The following is a 17,377-nucleotide window of genomic DNA, read 5'->3' on the forward strand; positions in this document are numbered from 1 at the left end:
CCCCGAGCGCCACCCGATGGACGCCCTAGCCGCCCTGGACCGAACAAACCGCCCTCAGCGCGACGAGAACCACCGAACTCTCGCAGAACACCCGCTCACATCCCCAGCAACCCGGCCAACGCACCAGCTGAAGCCAAAATGTTCATCAACGCCTGTGAGTCCGAAAGCAGTTCCCGCAGGCGTTCCCGGCGTATCGGTCCCGCCTGCCCCGTGATGGTGATCTCCTCCTCGGTTTCGGCCAGCGCCGCGACCAGGGCGGCCGTCTGCTCAGTGGCGCGCACCCGTTGCAGATCAGCCTGCAGTTCCCGCACTGCGCGCAGCAGTTCAGCGGTGGCCTCATCCATAGCCGCAGTATGGGCATGGCCCGTGGCGCGGGCGTACGACTCGACACTGTGGGTGTTGGTGATGGCCCCGATGAGGCCGCCGACGACCTTCCGGCTGAAGGTCAGATCGTCACCGCTATTGCTGCTCATGCGATTCCACCCTCTTCGGCAGCTTCCGGGGCTGGCTCTTCCATCGTATTGGCCGACGTGTCCGCAAGCGTCTGCTGCACGCCTGGCTGCTGAGTCGCGGGCTGAGTTACCGCCTCGCGGATCTGGCGGATCTGACCTAGCTGTTGGAGCAGGGCGGGTGCTGCGGCTCCAACCGTCAGGGCGCCCAATGTCCCAGTGGCCTGGCCACTGGTCCCGTACGCCGTGGCAGCAGCGCCACCGAGCACCAGTCGCGCCACAGCGATGGCAACCACGGGCGGCAAGTCAATGAAGTTGAGAAAGCTGGGAGGGTTCCTGCGTATGTTGCCCGTTGGCGTCAGCCGAGCCGCGCGCCATTCGCCCAGCCGGTTGAAGAAGGCGACTGCTTCGATCAGCGCCCCGCCCGCCCCTCCGATCAGCATGTACTCGACCACTGTCACCTCGTCGCTCCCCCTCCCGCCGCGCTGATCGACAGCGTCTCCATCCTGTCACTACGGACGGGGCCGCATGGCAATTTGGGCGCTGCCAAGGGTCTTTCACCGGCCGTTTCACGGCCAGCTCAGAGAGCGCCAGCGTCGCCGGAGCAGTACGACCACGAGCCATCCATGGCTGAGCCTCGTTCGGACTCCTCCGGACGCGCAGCCTCCCCCAGCTGGCTGGAGGCCGCCGTCGGGCTCGTCCGCGACTTCGGCGCCATCATCACCAACCGCCCCGGGAGCCGTGAACCGTAACTTTGATCGGATTCGAACAACTTCCGTAAGATGACCCTACTAACGGTGACGCTCCGCGACCGCTCCCCAAGATCTGTGCCAGAGCCCAAAACGCGTCGCCATAGCCACCATGAAGGCTGGAACGGAGTCCTGACCGTTCATACCCGCTCCGCTGGTTCCTCCAGCGGCTGCCGCTCACCGCGGCCACTGCTCGCCCTCGGAGACCCCTTGCCTCCCACCCGGCCGCATCGGGGCACCGACCTCCGGCGGGACCGCTCTCAGACCCCTGGCGTACAAGTGGTTGGCCTGATCTCACTGGATCATGTCCCGAACAGAATTGATTCCGTTGAACTGCACGCGGTCGCAACCGAAATGGGAGCCGTCTGGGCACTCCAGGGACACCGCGTCGCCGTACTGGCAATTACCAGCAGGGAGCGGCCCTTCCTCCTCGGTCACAGCGGCCGGCCTTCAGCGAACACGCGCCGCAAGCCGGCAGGCGGATTGACTAGGGCGGGCGTCAGCGGCCCCACTGAGATGCCATCGCAGGCGGTTAAGCGTCAGCCCTGGTGTCGTACGCCCGCTGGCAGTTCTGGATCTCTCCGCTGTGCTCGACGGTCCAGTCGTAGAGCAGGCCGAACGGTTCGCGCAAGGACTCGCCCAGGGGTGTGAGCGAGTACTCGACGCCGACCGGTGAGGTCGGCAGCACCGTGCGCTGAATCATGCCGTTGCGCTCGAGACGGCGCAGTGTCTGGGTGAGGACACGTTGCGTGATGCCCTCTAGACCTCGCTTCAGTTCATTGAACCGGGTGGGCCGCTCCAGCAGCGCCATCACCATCATCGACCACTTGTCCGCTATCTGGTCGAGGATCGGTCGGCTGGGGCAGTCCGCCCGGAAAACCGTTCGTGTTTCGGTGTCAACGCCGTGCAGATCGGTGTCCTTCATGATCCTAGGTGCTCCCAAAGTGCGTTCTTGACCATCTGAGCGCCGTCGCCGACGGTAGGTATGCACTGCAAACCTACATGCCCAGCGGTAACCTACGGAGAACCTCATGACGAACGATGCCTACTCGACCCTGCGCGTGAGCAGCGAACACGGCGTCGCCCGGATCGTCCTCGACAATCCCCCGGTGAACGCGCTCGGAACGACTATGATGCGTGAGCTGCGGACGGTGCTGACGGGCCTCAAGGACGATCCTTCCGTCCGCGTGATCGTCTTCTCGAGCGCCGACCCGGAATTCTTCATCGCTCACGTGGACATGCACGTCGGCGAGGAGATGGACGTCCTCCAGGAACTCGCCGCATCCGCGCCGGCGGACGTCAACGTGTTCCAGGCGATTGGTGAGCTGATCCGCCACCAGCCCCAGGTGACCATCGTGAAGCTCGCCGGGAAGGCCCGCGGAGGCGGGGCGGAATTCGTGGCCGCAGCGGACATGACGTTCGCCGCTGTCGAGACTGCCGGACTCGGTCAGATCGAAGCGCTGATGGGCATCATCCCCGGCGGAGGCGGAACGCAGTACCTCCGGGACCGCGTGGGTCGCAACCGCGCACTGGAGGTGATCCTCACCGCCGAATTGTTCGATGCCGAGACCGCAGCGTCCTACGGCTGGATCAACCGGGCCCTGCCGGCCGACGAACTCGACGAGCACGTCGACCGTGTCGCCCGTAACATCGCCGCGCTGCCCGTCGGTGTCATCGAAGCAGCCAAGCACTCGCTGCCCGCCGAAGACTTCAAGGAAGGACTCCTGCGTGAGAACCATGCCTGGGCTTCCACGTTCAGTCTGCCGACCGCTCAGCATCTGATCAGCAAGGGCCTGCAGGAGGGGGCACAGACACCGGCTGGCGAACGCGACCTTGAGGGACTGATGCGCAGCGTCGCACGCTGATTGCCGGACGGGCACATGACACATCGCTGAGCGGCCTCACAGCCGTCCTGTTCGTCCATCAAGCCACTGAGCTTCCGGTTCGGGTTCGGAGACACACACCAATCTTGTTCTTTAAGGTCTGGCCTACTTCAAAGGTTGGCCGTATCGGATCTCGTCCCCGAAGGCTCGTTCGGCACAATGATCGTGTGACGAACAACGAGGACGTCGGAGTACCGTCCATCAGCACAGGGCTTGTTGTAGGCATGCTGATCGGCATCACAGTCGGGCTCGTGCTCGGCCTGGCTGTCTTCGACAACATGGCGATCGGCCTGGTGCTCGGCAGTGGCACAGGCGGCGTCCTCGGTGTCACTTTCCCAGCGGCGCGGCGCAAGCAGCGCCAATCTTAATCACCGCTACGAGGCTGTCTGGCTCGGAGTGCTGTGCTTGAGCTGTCCAGCACAACTGGGTACATGGCTGGCGGCAGCGTCGCCTGCCGTTGCCGTAGATCGGCTCGCCTTTTCCTCGAACGACGCCCTCGAACATGATCGTTCGTCCGAGGATTCCCCGAACGTGAACACGGCCTTCGTCTGATCCTGTGCTCCGACCAAAGAGGCACTTGACCAGCACGAAGGCCGTGGGGGAATGAGTCTGCTGCACTATGATGCCCGGCGCGGGGCAGGTCGGCGATTATCGGCTTCCGACGCGGCTTGGTCATTGCAACAACCCCGAGGGTCAGGTGCTGCAACCACCTCTAGAACCAAGACGCCTCAGTGGGGCCGCTTCCGCCCGCCCTAGCCAGGCGGATCCACGACCATTTCCCACGGCCACACAACGAACCACCTGTGCCGCCGCAAGCGATCTCCCGGAGCGGCCGCCCCTAGTTGATGCCGGACCGAGCACGGAAGGCCACCAAACGGCAACCGCAGACCGCCTCGCGCGACAGGGGGGTCATACCTGGAATCATATGCACGCCTATAAAGCGCAACACTTGGCGGTCAAGCAGGACGACGCGACCACCTATGGGCAGCTATGCCCCTATCGTAATGAAGCTGACGACGGCCCAGGCGACGCCGGTTGCCTGGTCGAGACGCCCCCGATTCGACCCACTATAGTGTCCGCGTCCTGTGGGACACCCTGGCCGGAGCGTTGCGGCAGGCAGAACGCCTCGTGGCGTCGGTGACCGCGGCGGGTCTGGCCTGTGTGCGTCGGCGGGTGGGACCGGACCCGCTACGGCAGTTGTTCGAGGTTGTGGCAGGTCCACTGGGCCGTCCGTGCACGAGGGGTGTGTCCTCGCGGGGTCTGCGCACGGTCGCGTTCGACGGCTGCCGGTCCACCCGGGTCCCCGAGACCGGCGACAACGTGGCCTGGCTGGGCCGGTACAAGGTCGCCGCCGGGGTGGCCGCCTACCCGCTGCTGGCGGTGATGGCCCTGGCGGAGACCGGGACGCGGGCCCTGCTGGGCGCGGTCGTCGGACCGTATCGCGGTGAGGTGGAGGCTGCCCTGCAGCTGGTCGGCCACCTGCGGCAGGACATGGTGGTGCTCGCCGACCGCGGCTTCGACGCGAACGCCTTCATCCGCGCCGTGCACGCCTCACGGGCTGCGCTGCTGCTGCGGATCTGCTCCTCGCGCAGGCCCGCCGTGCTGCAGGTCCTGGCCGACGGTTCCTTCCTGTCGGTCATCGCGGGGGTCCCGGTCCGTGTCATCGCCGCGACCGTCACCGTCACCTGCGCGGACGGCAGCACCCACCGGGGCGAGTACCGGCTGGTGACCACACTGACCGATGTGCGCCGCCACCCGACCGAAGACCTGCTGGCCCTCTACCACCAGCGGTGGGAGATCGAGGTAGCGTTCCTGGCGATCCGTCACACCATGCTCAAGGGCCGCGTGCTGCGCTCGGGTGACCCTCAGGGCCTGCGTCAGGAGATGTGGGCGCTGCTGACGGTCCACCAGCTTTTGCGGATGGCGATGCTGGACGCCACCGATGCCGTACCCGGATGCGATCCGGACCGGGCCTGCTTCACCGCGGCCCTGGCCGCCGCCCGCGACAGTGTCACCCGTGGCGCCACCATCGTGCCCGGCGCCGACAGCGAGCTGACCGGCCCGATCACCGAGGCGGTCACCGGCGCCCTGCTGCCGCCGCGCCGACCACGGATCAGCGCGCGCACCGTCAAGGGCGTCTCCGCTCGTTACGGACACCACCGGTCCGACGAGGACCGCCCCTGCGTCAGCACCCCGGTCACCGCCCCCGACATCATCGTCCACTTCCCTCAGCAGGACACTTCCGCCCCCGCACCGACAGCAGCTCCGCCCGGCCGGCCCGGCCGGAACCCGGCCCCGCAGCAGGACCCGCCCGTGACGGCCCAGACGCTGCTGCCGCCCGCGGTCCCGATGCACACCAGCAGGCTCGAGGATGTGCTCGCCGCGATGGGCACCGCTCCGGAGCGTGAGTGGCGGGCCATCGAACTGGCCACCCTGCTACGGCTGGACCGCAGCGACCTGACCGGCGAGCTGATCCGTTGGTCCAGGCGTCAGATCCTCATCAAGACCAGACCGGCCACCTTCAAGATCCCGGACGGACCGCCACAGCCCTCCAAGCTCGCCGTCCACCCTAAAGACGTCCTCGCGGTCATGGCCACCGATCCTCACCGCCCCTGGCACGCCCGTGAGATCACCGCTGCGCTGAACACCGTCAAACACAGCACCCTCGCACAACACCTCAGCGCCTGGGCACACAAGAACCTGCTGGTCAAGACCGCGCCCACAACCTACCGACTCCCCGAACAGCCCATGCCGGCCGCCCCCGCGAGGCCGCTCGCCGCCACGAACACGCCGACTCGCCGAGCTGCTTGACAAACCAGTATGGATCATAACTTTCCGGCATTGGCGGTCGGCCAGGCTCATCTACCTTTGATCTTGGCCAGTGCTCCGCCCTTTAGGGCGGCGGTGAAGGCCATCTCAGAACTACTCTGACCCGCGCTGTGGGCACGGGGCCGCACTGTTCACCTCAGCCCACAGGGCGTTTCTGATTCTCGATGTACTGCTTGACGACGGTCAGGGGTGCCCCGCCGCAGCTTCCGGCGAAGTAGGAGCCGGACCAGAAGTGGCCGCCCCACAGGTACCGGCGGACGTGGCTGTCGTACTCCTTGCGCAGGAGCCGGGCGGAGACGCCCTTGAGGGAGTTGACCAGCTTGGAGAGCTGGACCTTCGGCGGGTAGTGCACCAAGAGGTGCACATGGTCGTCCTCGCCGTTGAACTGCTTCAGCTCGGCCTCGAAGTCCGTGCACACCTCCCGCATGATCGCCTCGCAGCGCGTCAGCATGGCGTCCGTCATGGCTTTGCGCCGGTACTTCGTGACGAAAACCAAGTGGACGTGCAAGTTGTAGACGACGTGACGGCCCATACGCACATCGGGATTTGGGTTCCAGCGTGGCGACATAAACCAATGATACGATCTTGGTTATGCAGCTTCGGTACTCATTCCGCGTGTACCCAAGCGCCGGTCAGCGTCAGTCGCTGGCCAAGGCGTTCGGGTGCGCACGGGTGGTCTTCAACGACGCGTTGCGCGTCGTTGAGGACGCGCGTGCCGCCGGGCTGCCGTTCGTCACCTCCGGTGAGCTGTCCAAGCGGCTCACGGCCGCGAAGAAGACGCCCGAGCGGGCGTGGCTCGGCGAGGTCTCTTCGGTGATCCTCCAGCAGTCCCTTCGGGACCTGGACACCGCGTACCGCAACTTCTTCGACTCCCTCAAGGGCAAGCGCCCGAAGATGGGGCCGCCCCGCTTGAAGTCCAAGCGGGACACCCGGCAGGCGATCCGCTTCACCCCGAACGCCGGATGGAAGATCACCCCCGGCGGGAAGCTCCGCCTGCCCAAGGTCGGCGACGTGGCGGTGAAATGGTCGCGCACCCTGCCATCCACCCCCACCACTGTGACCGTGCTCAAGGACAGCGCGGGCAGGCACTTCGCCTCGTTCGTGGTCGAGACCGGCCCGGAAGAAGGCCTTCCGACCACCACACCCGAGGTCGGCATAGACCTCGGGCTGGGGCACTTCGCCGTCCTGAGCGACGGCCGGAAGATCGACAGCCCGCGCTTCCTGCGCCGGGCTGAGAAGCAGCTCAAGAAGGCTCAGCGCGCCCTGTCCCGCAAGGACAAGGGCAGCGCCAACCGGAACAAGGCCAGGGTTCGCGTCGCACGGGCACACGCCCGCGTCGCGGACGCACGGCGGGAGTTCCACCACCAGCTCTCCACCAAGCTGATCTGCGAAAACCAAGCCATCGCGGTGGAGGACCTGGCGGTCAAGGGACTCGCCCGCACACGTCTGGCCAAGTCCGTGCACGACGCCGGATGGTCGCAGTTCGTGACCATGCTGGAGTACAAGGCCAGCCGGTACGGGCGCACCTTCGTGCGCATCGGCCGGTTCGAGCCCACCTCGCAGGTCTGCTCGGCCTGCGGCATCCAGGACGGCCCCAAGCCCCTGCACGTCCGGGAGTGGACGTGTGCGGAGTGCGGGACCGTCCTGGACCGAGACATCAACGCGGCGGTCAACGTCGCGAAGGCGGCCGGACTGGCCGTGTCAGCCCGTGGAGCGCAGGTAAGACGGGGACTCGTCCCCGCACAGTGCGATGAAGCAGGAACCCACCCGGAGCCGCGCCCGACAACGGCGCGGCAGACGGGAATCGCCCTCCTTCAGATGGGCGAGGATGTCAATGGGACAGCAAAGCCATGGGCTGGGCTTTCCCTTCCTCGCAGGTCGGGTCAAGCCGTTCGAGATCACCAGAAGCCTGGCCGCCGCCCTCGGGCTTGATCTGCTGATCGAGGAGACCACCTCCCCGCGCAAGGCATGGCAGAACGTGGCGGCACCCATCGACGCCGGCCGGCCGGTCGGCCTGCAACTCGACAGCTACCACCTGGACTACTTCAACACCAAGGTGCACTTCGGTGGGCACGTCGTGGCCATGTACGGCTACGACGAGCAGAACGCCTACCTGGTGGACACCGACCCGCAGGGCGGAGCCGTCTCCACCAGCCGCACCGGCCTGGCCAGAGCCAGGGCCGAGCGCGGCCCGATGACCGCCAAGCACCGCTCCTTCACCATCACAGCGCCCAGCAGCCCGACGCCACCGCAGGACCGGATCATTCCCGCGATCAAGACCTGCGCCGACGCATTCCTGAACCCGCCCATCGCGAACCTGGGCCACCGGGGCATCGAGAAGACCGCCAAGCAACTGCCGACGTGGCTGCAGCGCAGCGACAATCCGCGGGAAGACCTGCCACGGACCGCTGTTCTCATGGAGAGGGCAGGCACCGGCGGCGCCCTGTTCCGCAATCTGTACCGGGACTTCCTCGCCGAGTGCGCCCAGCTGATCGACAGCAGCCATCTGCGCACCGGCCACGCCCTTTATACCGAGGCCGCCGCCCTCTGGACACAGGTGGCTGCACTCGTCGCGACAGCAGGCGAATCCGGCGACGCGAAGCACTTCATGCAGGCCGGCTCCATCCTCCATGAGCTCGCGCGCATCGAACGCGATGCGATGCAGGCACTCAGCCTGCTCTAGGTGTGCTGGCATGCGCGACGACACGCCTGACGAACTGCGCCGTGTTCACTTGAGCCGGACCTTCGATGAGGACGCGGAGCTGTACGACCGGGCCAGGCCCGGGTATCCGTCAGAGTTGTTCGACGACCTCACAGAGGCAGCCGGCACTGGTCCCGGCTGTCGTGTCCTTGAGGTAGGGGCGGGTACCGGCAAGGCGACCTTGCCGCTCGCTGAGCTCGGTTGCCGGATCACCGCCGTCGAGCTGGGCGCGGGTATGGCCGCCGTGGCCCGGCGCAACCTGGCCGGGTTCGAAGCGGTGGAGATCGTGACCGCGGATTTCGAGATCTGGCCACTGCCGGAGGAGCCGTTCGACGCGGTGGTCTCGGCGACGGCGTTCCACTGGATTGATCCGGGGGTGCGGATGGCAAAAGCCGCCGACGCGCTGCGCCTCGGTGGTGCCCTCGCCGTGGTGGCCACACAACATGTGGCGGGTGGCAGCGAGGAGTTCTTCGTCGAGGTCCAGGACTGCTACGAGCGTTTCGATCCGGCCACCCCTCCCGGGCTGCGGCTTCCTGCAGCACAGGAGGTCGACACCTTGGATCGCACGGATGAGGTCGCACGCAGTGGCCGATTCGGCCCCGTCGTCTTCCGGCGTTACGAGTGGGAGCTGGCGTACACCACGGCGGAGTACCTGGAGGTGCTGCGGACCTACTCCGGCCACCGGGCGCTGCCGCCGGGCGCCAGGGAGGGACTGCTGGACTGCATCGCCGGGCTGATCGACAGGCGGTACGGAGGCCGGGTCACCAAGCGGTATCTGACGGAACTGCGGACGTCACGAACGGCCCCCGATCTTCGGTAGGCGCGGCTCTATCCGTGCCCCACCGGACATCTGACAGTTCGCTCCGCACCGGGCACCCGATGGGTCAGCTGTTGTCCGTCCGGCTGGCAACCCATCGGACAGTCCCTCCGTCGGGCTGGAGTGGCGGCGCAGCTTGTCCCCCAACTCCCTGCGAGGCGGGGGGCGGGATGCCGCACGAGTGGCGGGCGTGCCGGCTGCGCACGTGACAAAGGCGTGAAGTCCGGTCTGCGACCCCTCGCCACCGTAGTTCGACATGTGTCAACATAGATGCATGTCGAACACGAAGGTGCTGCCGCTGCTGGAGCCGGAGACCCCCGAGGCCGTGGCACCATGCTGCCCGCCGCTGACCGAGCGCCCCTTCACCGCCGAAGAGGCCGAGCGGACGGCGAGGATGTTCAAGGCGCTCGGCGATCCCGTGCGGCTGCGGCTGTTCTCGCTGGTGGCCTCGCACGAGGGCGGCGAGGCATGCGTGTGCGACATCTCCGACGTCGGAGTGTCCCAGCCGACCGTCTCCCACCACCTGAAGAAGCTCAAGGAGGCCGGGCTCCTGACCTCCGAGCGGCGCGGGACGTGGGTGTATTACCGGGTCGAGCCGAGCGTGGTTGCCGCGATGGGCAACATACTCACCGCTCGTTAGCAGATAGCCGGCGTGCGTGGGCGCGTCGCGCCCGAGGGGCTCGGGAATCCAAAGCGCCCGCCAGCCCTGCGCGACGGCCGGCCGCTCCACCTGGTCCGGTCGGTCCACCTGGTCCGGTCGGTCCAGCGCCCAGCGGTGCCCGACGCGAGCGCCGCGGTCGAGGCCCACGACCATGGCCCGCTCGAAGCCGAGCGCCTCAACGAGGCCTGCCATGTCGGCAGCCATGCGTCGCTTGCCGTGACCAGTTGTGGGCTTGTCGCTCAGGCCGTAGACGCGCAGGTCCGGCGCCACAACGGTGTAGTCGTTAGCCGTCTGGCTGACGGAGGAGTCCTCAGCTCACTCGGGCGACCTCATACGAAAAGCTGGGCCGGGGACGCTCTCGATGTCCTTCGCTTGCACCGGGTGGCCTCGTTCGCAGCGAATCTGGACATCGACGTGCGCGCCGCACTCGCGGTGTCGCGCCAGTACCGCCGGCCCTTCCGGGTCGGCGCGGTAACGGTCACCCCACTGCAGCAGCCCCATCACGGCCGGCACCAGATCCATGCCCTTTGGGGTGATCACGTACTTCGGCCGGCTCCGCGAACCGGGCTCCTTGTACGTCTCGGTTGCCAGGATCCCTTCCTCCACCAGCATCCGAAGCCGCGTCGCCAGAAGGTTACGAGGACAGCCCAGGACACGTTCGAAGTCACCGAACCGGGACGAGCCGTACCACACCTCACGCAGGATCAGGATCGTCCACTTCTCGCCCACGATCTCAAGAGTCCGCGCGATCGAGCAGTTGGACGTGTCCCGGTCGAGTCGGGGGTCCATGCCGGTGTCTTGAAGAACTTCGGTCCACGCATCCATGGGAGCGATACTAACCGCTTGAGTTTACTTTTGAATACTCAGACTTCGGTGCCGCGATCGGCCACTCGCGGACTCGTGAAGTGGCCTCTCCGGCCTCGACTCATGACGTTGACGGGCGTCGACCACCCGGGCCTGAGAAGCCTCCAACGTCCCCAGCCCACGTGCCGCCCGCCCCTGACACCCACTACCGCTCAAGGAAGGCAAGGGCTTCCGCCACGAACTGCTCGTGGAACTGGAAGATGCCTCCGTGGCCGGCGTCGGGGTAGATGACCAGGTCGGCGTTCGGCAGTCGCCGGGCCAGTTCGAACGAGTTCTTCGTCGGCACCATCCTGTCGCTCTCGCCGTTGGCGATGAGCACGGGCTGATGGATGACGGAGAGGTCCCGGGGCTGCGCGAGCCCCCAGCGGTGGATGGCCTTGAGCTGGGCGAAGTACGACGTGAGGGAGATCGCCTTGTCCCGGTCGTGGGTGCGTTCCTTGAGGCGGGCCAGGAACTGCTTTCCGGCTCGGCGTCCGTCCGCAGTGCGGGTGAAGAAGAGGAACTGCTTCGGATCCTGAAGGGTGAACAGGGCCCGGACGGTGTCGAGATGGGACAGTCGGGTCACGTTCTTGATGCCCTCGCCGCCCGCGGGGCCGGTGCCCGTGAGGATCAGTTTGCGGACGAGCTGCGGTTCGGTCTGCACGATCACCTGGGCGATCATGCCGCCCATCGAGAATCCGTGAATGTCGACATGCTCTAGCCCGAGCCCCCGGATGAAGGTGACGGCATCCTTCGCCATCTCCTCGATGGTCTTCGGCGTCGAGCCGCTGGAAGCGCCGACGCCTCTGTTGTCGAAGGTGATGACCCGATGCCTGGTGGCGATGCCGTCGACGACCCGGGGATCCCAGTTGTCGAGGACCGCGGCAAGGTGGGTGATGAAGACCACCGGGACGCCAGGCCGGGGACCGAGGTCGCGGTAGGCGAAGGTCACTCCCCCGGCGGTGAGGGTGCGGGTGGGTGCGTTCTTGTACGACGTCACCGCGTCGCCTCGTACTCCTTGTGCGTCATTCATGGCCGTGCCCTTCTGCATGGGGTTTCTGGACTGCGTCTGCAGTCCGTTCGGTCGACGGCAGGAGGCCCACAGGAGTCAGAAGCCTGTTCGGTTGAGTTCCCGCACACGATGACAGCGGATGGCGTCTCAGTACGATCTGCCGACGGCCGGCCGTCGCGATGATCCGCTGTCTTGTCTCCAGTTTGTGTTCTTTCGTGTACCGCACGATGCGTTCCTCCATCGCGGCAGACACGGCTTGCACCCCGGCTGCCGCCCTGATCAGGTCAGTGCGGGGAAGTTGATCCTGGCGGTCTGCAGTTTCGCGTCGTGGGGCTCGGGGACCCCGCCGTCGGTGATGTAGAGCCGGTCGCCGCGAACCGCGGTCGCGGAGGGCGAGGCGAGGCCGTCCGCGCTGGTCAGGACGGGCTTGTAGGTGCCGTTCGGGTAGATGACCACGACCCGGTCCGGCCCGTTCTGCGAGGAGGAGCCGTTCTGCGCCGCGAACACCACATCGGAGCGGGGGGTCAGGAAGCTGAAATCGTCGATGTTGGGCAGGCCGCCCGCGACAAGGCGGATGGGACCGGCCGCGCCGGCGGGAGTGACCGGTACCCGCAGCAGTGTTCCCTTGTTGAAGTTGCTGACCCACAGCGCGCCGTTGTGGAACCTGAGCCCGTTGGCGCCGATCGGCAGGGCTTCGGTCGGCACCGGCGCCAGAGCGGCGTCGGTCAGCCACGGGGTCGCCGATCCGCCCGAGACCGGAACGGACCAGATGACACCCTTCAGGCTGTCCGCGATGTAGAGGGTGCGTCCGGCCGGATCGATGGCCAGCCCATTGGGGCCCGCGTCGGCGGGCAGAGCGGCGATGCGCTCAGGGGTGCCGTCCGGAAGCAGCTTGTACACGCCGTTCCTGGCCGCGTTGCCCGGGGCCCACACGCTGTAGTAGACGGTGCCGTCATTGCCACGGGTGTTGCCGCTGATCGCCTCACCCACCTGTCCGGTGACGAGCACGGTGCGCTGTCCGGACGCGGAGATACGCATCAACTGCGGCCCATGGGTGCGCTCGCACACCGCGCAACTGCCGAGCATCGACAGGGTCACTGAACCGTCGGGATTGGCGGTGATGTTCTCGGGGATCTCGCCGGCGGCGTAGTCGAACGTCGCCGCGGTGCGTACGTCGGTGACAGCGGATCCGCGATACGAGTATCCCGAGGGTCCTGTCCCTGCGGACGCGGACGGCGCCGAGGCCAGGACGGCCGCCGTCGCGGTGACCGTCAGCGCGATTGCGGCGTTCTTCTTCAGAAAACGTCTCGCGCTCGATGCACTGCGCCGGGCCGCTTGCTGGCGTTGCTGCTGCATGACTCTCCTCGGCAAAGGCAAATCAACGAGTGACTGATCAATGGACTTTCGGCGGCATCAGAGATGTCGGAGACGGGGCGGGGCCGGCGCCCTTGATGCCCGGCCCGGATGTCACGCGGGCAGGCGGTTGTTCTTGCGGATCTGCTTGTCGAACGTTCCGGCGGGGACGAGGCGGCGCGCCGTGGTGACGCGTGAGGCCAGCGGGCCGGCGGTGTAGCGCAGCTTCGGCTTCTTGTCGGTGGCCGCGGTGACGATCACCTTGGCGACCACGGCGGGGTCGTCGCCCTTCTCCATCGCCTCCGCGATCATCACGTCGAAGTCGCGCCGTCGCTCCGCGTACAGCGGCAGCGGGGTGTCGGGCTGCGCGGCATTGGCATCGAAGCTGGTCTTGGTATAGGCGGGCTGGACGATCAGAACTCGGACGCCGTGCTCGCGGACCTCGTGGTCCAGCGACTCGGAGTAGCCCTCGATGGCGTGCTTCGAGGCGACGTAGAGGGCCATGAACGGCTGGGGGGCGATCCCGAGGACGGACGAGATGTTGATGACGCGCCCGCCACCCTGGGCGCGCATGTGCGGCAGGACGGCCTTCGTCATACGGATGACGCCGAGGACGTTGATGTTGAAGATGCTCTGGGCCTGGGCGACGGAGTTCTCCTCCACGGCACCCGCCGAGCCGACGCCTGCGTTGTTGACCAGGACGTCGATCCGCCCGAACCGGTCGATCACCTCACTGACCGCGGCAGTGGCCGAGTCGTCACTGGCCACGTCGAGATCGAGGTACGTCACACCGGCGGGCGGGGTGAGTCCGGAGGTCTTGCGGCCAGTTCCGATCACCTCGTAACCCGCCGCGGCGAAGGCGCGGGCCGCCTCTTTGCCGATCCCCGATGAGGCGCCTGTCACGAGCGCCACCGGCTGAGTTGTCACCATCACGGACTCCCTTGATTTTGAATTACGTTCGTATGCCTTACGTTCGTACGACCATATGGGGGTCGTCGGTCGATGGCAAGTGCTCACGTCCAGCGATCCGAGAAAGATCCGGGAAACGTGGGGTGCGGTCGCGCCCGGTCCACCGGCGAAGAAGGTGTCGCCGGTGAGGACCGCGCTCAGCTCGGGGTCGGCCTCACAGTGCGCCCTTCAGCGCCCGTGCCTGCCGGCGCCAGAACTCCCGCGAGACCTTGGCCTTGGGAAACACCAAGTCGAAGGCGTGGAAAGCGCCGGGAACGACGTCGAGGTCGCAGGGGACGCCGCTGTCACTCAGCCGACGCGCGTACTCCACATCTTCGTCGTGGAAGAGATCGAGGGTGCCGACGCCGATCCAGGCCGGAGGAAGACCGGTGAGATCCTCGCGGCGGGCTGCGGCCGAGTACGGGGAGACGTCCGGGCCCGCGACGGCTTCGCCGAGGTAGGACGACCAGGCGTACCGGTTGCTCTTGGGCGTCCATAGACGCACCTTGAGGGTGTCCAGGTCGGTTCTCGTCGTCGTGCGGTCGTCCAGCATGGGGTACAGGAGGAGTTGGAACACCGGCCGGATCTCGGCCCGGTCATGGGCGAGCAGTGCGAGGGCCGCGGCGACTCCGCCGCCTGCGCTGGCACCGCCGATCGCGATGCGATCGATGTCGATGTGCAGGTCGCCCGCGCGCTCGGCCAGTCCACGCAGCGCGGCGTAGGCGTCCTCGACCGCGGCGGGCGCGGGATGGTCCGGCGCCAGTCGATAACGAACCGCGGCGACGGTGATGCCGAGCTCGCGGGCGAAAGCGATGTTCGTACGGTCGTCCAGCTCGGGTGCGCCCATGATCAGCCCACCTCCGTGTATCCAGAGCAGCGCCGGAGCCGCTGCCTTCAAGCCGGTCGGTTGGAAGACGCGAAGCGAGACGGGCGGTGCGTCCTTCGGCCCGGGCACGACCAGCTCCTGAACCGTGACGTCCGCCCCTGGATCAGTCGGGCGTATCTTCCGGCTCCGCACGATGCGCGACGACAGGCGTCCGACGGACACATTGGGGATCAAGCGACCTCGTGCGAGATCGGGGTGGAAGGCACTCATCGGGTCCTCGTTTCTTTCCCCTCATCGAGGGTGTGCGGAATTGTCTGGCCACCCGGCCGATGGTCAGCGTCGAGAGTGGGGACGGTGATAGGCCGGGGCGACGGAACCGATGGGGTGGTCGTCGGCCGACGCGAGTACGCGCGCCGCGGTGGCCGTCAGAGCATCGTGTTGTCGTTGGCGGAGGTCTCCGGCACGTCCTGCGCGGCGTCCCAGTGCTCGACGATCTTTCCGTCCCTGACCCGGAAGAGGTCGAGGACCGCCCGGCCGCGCTCGCCCGGTGTGTCGACGTAGTGGCTGTGGACGGCCACCAGGTCACCCTCGGCGATGATCCGCTTCGGCTCCACGCTCAGCTGCGGGAACTGCTCGAAGTACGCGCCCGCTCCGGCCTTCACGCCGGCCACGCCGTCGGGGAAGTTCGGGCTGTGCTGGTGGTACTCGGGGCCCACGTAGGTGTCGATGGCGGTCAGGTCCTTGCGGACCAGGAGCTGGTCGACGAAGGCGGTGATGAGCTTCTTGTTGTACGCGGTGAACCACCGCTGCTCCGGCGCCTCGGTCTGCGGCCGGCTGAGGGTGGAGAACATGTCGTTGCCGTTGGCCGTTTTCGCCGGCACCTCCTGGAGGATGTCCCAGTGCTCGGCGATCTTCCCGTCCTTGAAGCGGAAGATGTCGAAGGCGGCGATGCCGGGAGTGCCGGGAACCAGGACGACGTTGGAGTGCAGGAGCACCAGGTCGCCCTCGGACAGGACCCGCAACACGTTGTACTTGGCGTCCGGGAACTGCGCTCGCATGCCGGCGCCGAAGGCCTTCATGGCCTCGGGGCCGTCGGGGGCGAGCGGGTTGTGCTGGATGTAGTCCGGCCGTACGTGGCGGTCGATGACGGTCGTGTCGCCCCCGTCGAAGACGGTCGTGAGGGATTGGGCGATCTGCTTCTTCACCGTCCCTTCCACGGTCAGCACGATCTTGCCGGTGGTGCGGCCGGTCTCGCCCAGGGTGTGAGCCTTGGCGGCCTCGGCGAGCGGGAAGGTGGCCGCGATGTGCGCGCGCAGGGCGCCGGTTTCGACGAGGTCGGCGATGGCTTGCATGCCGGCGCGGTCGGCCTCGACGAGGAGGGACTCGTAGCGGATGCCCCGCTCGGCGATGTCGGCCAGCTCGTCGGGGTCGATGGGTACCGGCAGGATCGAGACGAGGGTGCCGCCCGGGCGCAGCACGGCGAGGGAGCGGGCGCGGGCGGCGGTGTCCAGCGAGACCGGGTCGAGGACCACGTCGATGTCCTTGGCGGCCTCGGCGATGTCGACCGTGTGGTAGTCGATGGCCTCGTCCACTCCCAGGGACCGCAGGAAGTCGTGCTTGGCGGCGCTGGCGGTGCCGATGACGTACGCGCCGCGGGACTTGGCGATCTGGACGGCGAGATGGCCGACGCCGCCGGCCGCCGCGTGGAGGAAAACGCGCTGCCCGGGCTGGACATCGGCGGTGTCGACGAGTGCCTGGTAGGCGGTCAGGGCGGCGAGCGGCAGGGCGCCGGCCTGGACGTGGTCGATGCCGGCGGGCTTGTGGACGAAGGCGCGGGCGGGGGCGGTCACGTATTCGGCGTGGGCGCCGACCCCGTGGGGGTAGGGCAGCATGCCGAAGACCTCGTCGCCCGGCTTGAACAGGGTGACGCCGGTGCCGACGGCCTCGACGACTCCGGAGACGTCCCAGCCCAGGATGAGGGGCAGGCCGCCTGCGGTCATGGGCTGGGCGCGGTTCCACCAGTCGGTCGGGTTGACGCCGGCCGCGCGGACGGCGATCAGGATCTCACTCAACTCCGGCTCGGGCCGGGGTAGTTCGACCTCTTTGAGTACCTCGGGGGAACCGTGGACGTCCTGGCGGATGGCACGCATGGTGGTGGTATTGGGACTCGTCATGCGTCCAGCGTCGCGGTCTGCCACTCCTGGGCGCCATGGCATGAATGCCAACTTTCAACGGGATCACGCCATGGCGTACGTTCGTCGATTCCTTGTCGGCCGCACCTGGGCTCGCCGCGCTGGAGGGGCCGG

The 17,377-nt window shown here is 67.2% G+C and carries 18 protein-coding genes and 2 pseudogenes; 8 read left to right on the forward strand and 12 right to left on the reverse strand.

Annotated elements, in window-relative coordinates; all coding sequences use genetic code 11:
- Nucleotides 1-95: 95 nt before the first annotated feature.
- Both ACTWQO_RS04055 and ACTWQO_RS04060 read right to left on the reverse strand, forming a co-directional pair.
- Complete coding sequence (locus ACTWQO_RS04055) at nucleotides 96-473, reverse strand: hypothetical protein (RefSeq protein ID WP_443235806.1); 378 nt, start codon at nucleotides 471-473, stop codon at nucleotides 96-98.
- Nucleotides 470-910, reverse strand: a complete 441-nt coding sequence (locus tag ACTWQO_RS04060; protein ID WP_443235807.1) for a hypothetical protein — start codon at nucleotides 908-910, stop codon at nucleotides 470-472. The genes ACTWQO_RS04055 and ACTWQO_RS04060 overlap by 4 nt, the downstream gene beginning before the upstream one ends.
- Before the next feature lie 165 nt (nucleotides 911-1,075).
- On the opposite strand from ACTWQO_RS04060, the gene ACTWQO_RS04065 reads away from it, so the two are divergent.
- Nucleotides 1,076-1,201 carry a hypothetical protein gene (locus tag ACTWQO_RS04065; RefSeq protein WP_443235808.1) on the forward strand — a complete coding sequence of 42 codons (126 nt, stop codon included), beginning with the start codon at nucleotides 1,076-1,078 and terminating at the stop codon, nucleotides 1,199-1,201.
- Between the two features lie 529 nt (nucleotides 1,202-1,730).
- Here ACTWQO_RS04065 and ACTWQO_RS04070 read toward each other — a convergent pair.
- The gene (locus ACTWQO_RS04070; RefSeq protein ID WP_443235809.1) at nucleotides 1,731-2,123 is read right to left on the reverse strand and encodes a winged helix-turn-helix transcriptional regulator; all 393 of its coding nucleotides are present in this window, start codon (nucleotides 2,121-2,123) and stop codon (nucleotides 1,731-1,733) included.
- Nucleotides 2,124-2,229: 106 nt separating this feature from the next.
- On the opposite strand from ACTWQO_RS04070, the gene ACTWQO_RS04075 reads away from it, so the two are divergent.
- The 3 genes from ACTWQO_RS04075 (at nucleotide 2,230) to ACTWQO_RS04085 (ending at nucleotide 5,892) form a co-directional block, all read left to right on the forward strand.
- On the forward strand, nucleotides 2,230-3,063 hold the full coding sequence (locus ACTWQO_RS04075; protein ID WP_443235810.1) for an enoyl-CoA hydratase/isomerase family protein: 834 nt from the start codon (nucleotides 2,230-2,232) through the stop codon (nucleotides 3,061-3,063).
- Between the two features lie 185 nt (nucleotides 3,064-3,248).
- A complete protein-coding gene (locus tag ACTWQO_RS04080; protein ID WP_443235811.1) occupies nucleotides 3,249-3,449 on the forward strand; it encodes a hypothetical protein in 201 nt (66 codons plus the stop codon).
- Nucleotides 3,450-4,326: 877 nt separating this feature from the next.
- Entirely contained in the window at nucleotides 4,327-5,892 is a 1,566-nt protein-coding gene (locus tag ACTWQO_RS04085) for a transposase (protein ID WP_443235812.1), read from the forward strand.
- A gap of 154 nt (nucleotides 5,893-6,046) precedes the next feature.
- Here the strand turns inward: ACTWQO_RS04085 and tnpA are convergent, their stop codons facing one another.
- Nucleotides 6,047-6,478 (reverse strand): IS200/IS605 family transposase, encoded by a 432-nt coding sequence (gene tnpA / locus ACTWQO_RS04090; RefSeq protein WP_443235813.1) that lies wholly within the window; start codon nucleotides 6,476-6,478, stop codon nucleotides 6,047-6,049.
- A gap of 23 nt (nucleotides 6,479-6,501) precedes the next feature.
- Here tnpA and ACTWQO_RS04095 point away from each other — a divergent pair, with 23 nt between their 5' ends.
- The 4 genes from ACTWQO_RS04095 (at nucleotide 6,502) to ACTWQO_RS04110 (ending at nucleotide 10,068) form a co-directional block, all read left to right on the forward strand.
- The gene (locus tag ACTWQO_RS04095; RefSeq protein ID WP_443235814.1) at nucleotides 6,502-7,842 is read left to right on the forward strand and encodes an RNA-guided endonuclease InsQ/TnpB family protein; all 1,341 of its coding nucleotides are present in this window, start codon (nucleotides 6,502-6,504) and stop codon (nucleotides 7,840-7,842) included.
- Nucleotides 7,745-8,593: a BtrH N-terminal domain-containing protein gene (locus ACTWQO_RS04100; RefSeq protein WP_443235815.1), complete on the forward strand. Its 849-nt coding sequence runs from the start codon at nucleotides 7,745-7,747 to the stop codon at nucleotides 8,591-8,593. Before ACTWQO_RS04095 ends, ACTWQO_RS04100 begins: the two co-directional genes overlap by 98 nt.
- A 10-nt stretch (nucleotides 8,594-8,603) precedes the next feature.
- Nucleotides 8,604-9,431, forward strand: coding sequence for a class I SAM-dependent methyltransferase (locus ACTWQO_RS04105; RefSeq protein WP_443235816.1), 828 nt, complete (start codon nucleotides 8,604-8,606; stop codon nucleotides 9,429-9,431).
- 271 nt (nucleotides 9,432-9,702) lie between these two features.
- Complete coding sequence (locus ACTWQO_RS04110; protein ID WP_443235817.1) at nucleotides 9,703-10,068, forward strand: ArsR/SmtB family transcription factor; 366 nt, start codon at nucleotides 9,703-9,705, stop codon at nucleotides 10,066-10,068.
- Between the two features lie 162 nt (nucleotides 10,069-10,230).
- Here the strand turns inward: ACTWQO_RS04110 and ACTWQO_RS04115 are convergent.
- The 8 genes and pseudogenes from ACTWQO_RS04115 to ACTWQO_RS04150 form a co-directional block, all read right to left on the reverse strand.
- Nucleotides 10,231-10,359, reverse strand: a pseudogene (locus ACTWQO_RS04115) (alpha/beta fold hydrolase); the annotation flags it as partial.
- 45 nt (nucleotides 10,360-10,404) lie between these two features.
- Nucleotides 10,405-10,878 carry a winged helix-turn-helix transcriptional regulator gene (locus tag ACTWQO_RS04120; RefSeq protein WP_443235999.1) on the reverse strand — a complete coding sequence of 158 codons (474 nt, stop codon included), beginning with the start codon at nucleotides 10,876-10,878 and terminating at the stop codon, nucleotides 10,405-10,407.
- Nucleotides 10,879-11,098: 220 nt separating this feature from the next.
- On the reverse strand, nucleotides 11,099-11,965 hold the full coding sequence (locus tag ACTWQO_RS04125) for an alpha/beta fold hydrolase (protein WP_443235818.1): 867 nt from the start codon (nucleotides 11,963-11,965) through the stop codon (nucleotides 11,099-11,101).
- 258 nt (nucleotides 11,966-12,223) lie between these two features.
- Nucleotides 12,224-13,300 carry an SMP-30/gluconolactonase/LRE family protein gene (locus ACTWQO_RS04130; RefSeq protein WP_443235819.1) on the reverse strand — a complete coding sequence of 359 codons (1,077 nt, stop codon included), beginning with the start codon at nucleotides 13,298-13,300 and terminating at the stop codon, nucleotides 12,224-12,226.
- Between the two features lie 111 nt (nucleotides 13,301-13,411).
- A complete protein-coding gene (locus ACTWQO_RS04135) occupies nucleotides 13,412-14,227 on the reverse strand; it encodes an oxidoreductase (RefSeq protein ID WP_443235820.1) in 816 nt (271 codons plus the stop codon).
- A 193-nt stretch (nucleotides 14,228-14,420) separates the two neighbouring features.
- On the reverse strand, nucleotides 14,421-15,341 hold the full coding sequence (locus ACTWQO_RS04140; RefSeq protein ID WP_443235821.1) for an alpha/beta hydrolase: 921 nt from the start codon (nucleotides 15,339-15,341) through the stop codon (nucleotides 14,421-14,423).
- 155 nt (nucleotides 15,342-15,496) lie between these two features.
- Nucleotides 15,497-16,297: a nuclear transport factor 2 family protein gene (locus ACTWQO_RS04145; protein ID WP_443236000.1), complete on the reverse strand. Its 801-nt coding sequence runs from the start codon at nucleotides 16,295-16,297 to the stop codon at nucleotides 15,497-15,499.
- Nucleotides 16,283-17,221, reverse strand: a pseudogene (locus ACTWQO_RS04150) (NADP-dependent oxidoreductase); the annotation flags it as partial. The gene ACTWQO_RS04145 and the pseudogene ACTWQO_RS04150, both read right to left, overlap by 15 nt.
- Nucleotides 17,222-17,377: the final 156 nt, after the last annotated feature.

The sequence above is a fragment of the Streptomyces sp. 4N124 genome (assembly GCF_052245395.1).
Classification (GTDB): domain Bacteria; phylum Actinomycetota; class Actinomycetes; order Streptomycetales; family Streptomycetaceae; genus Streptomyces.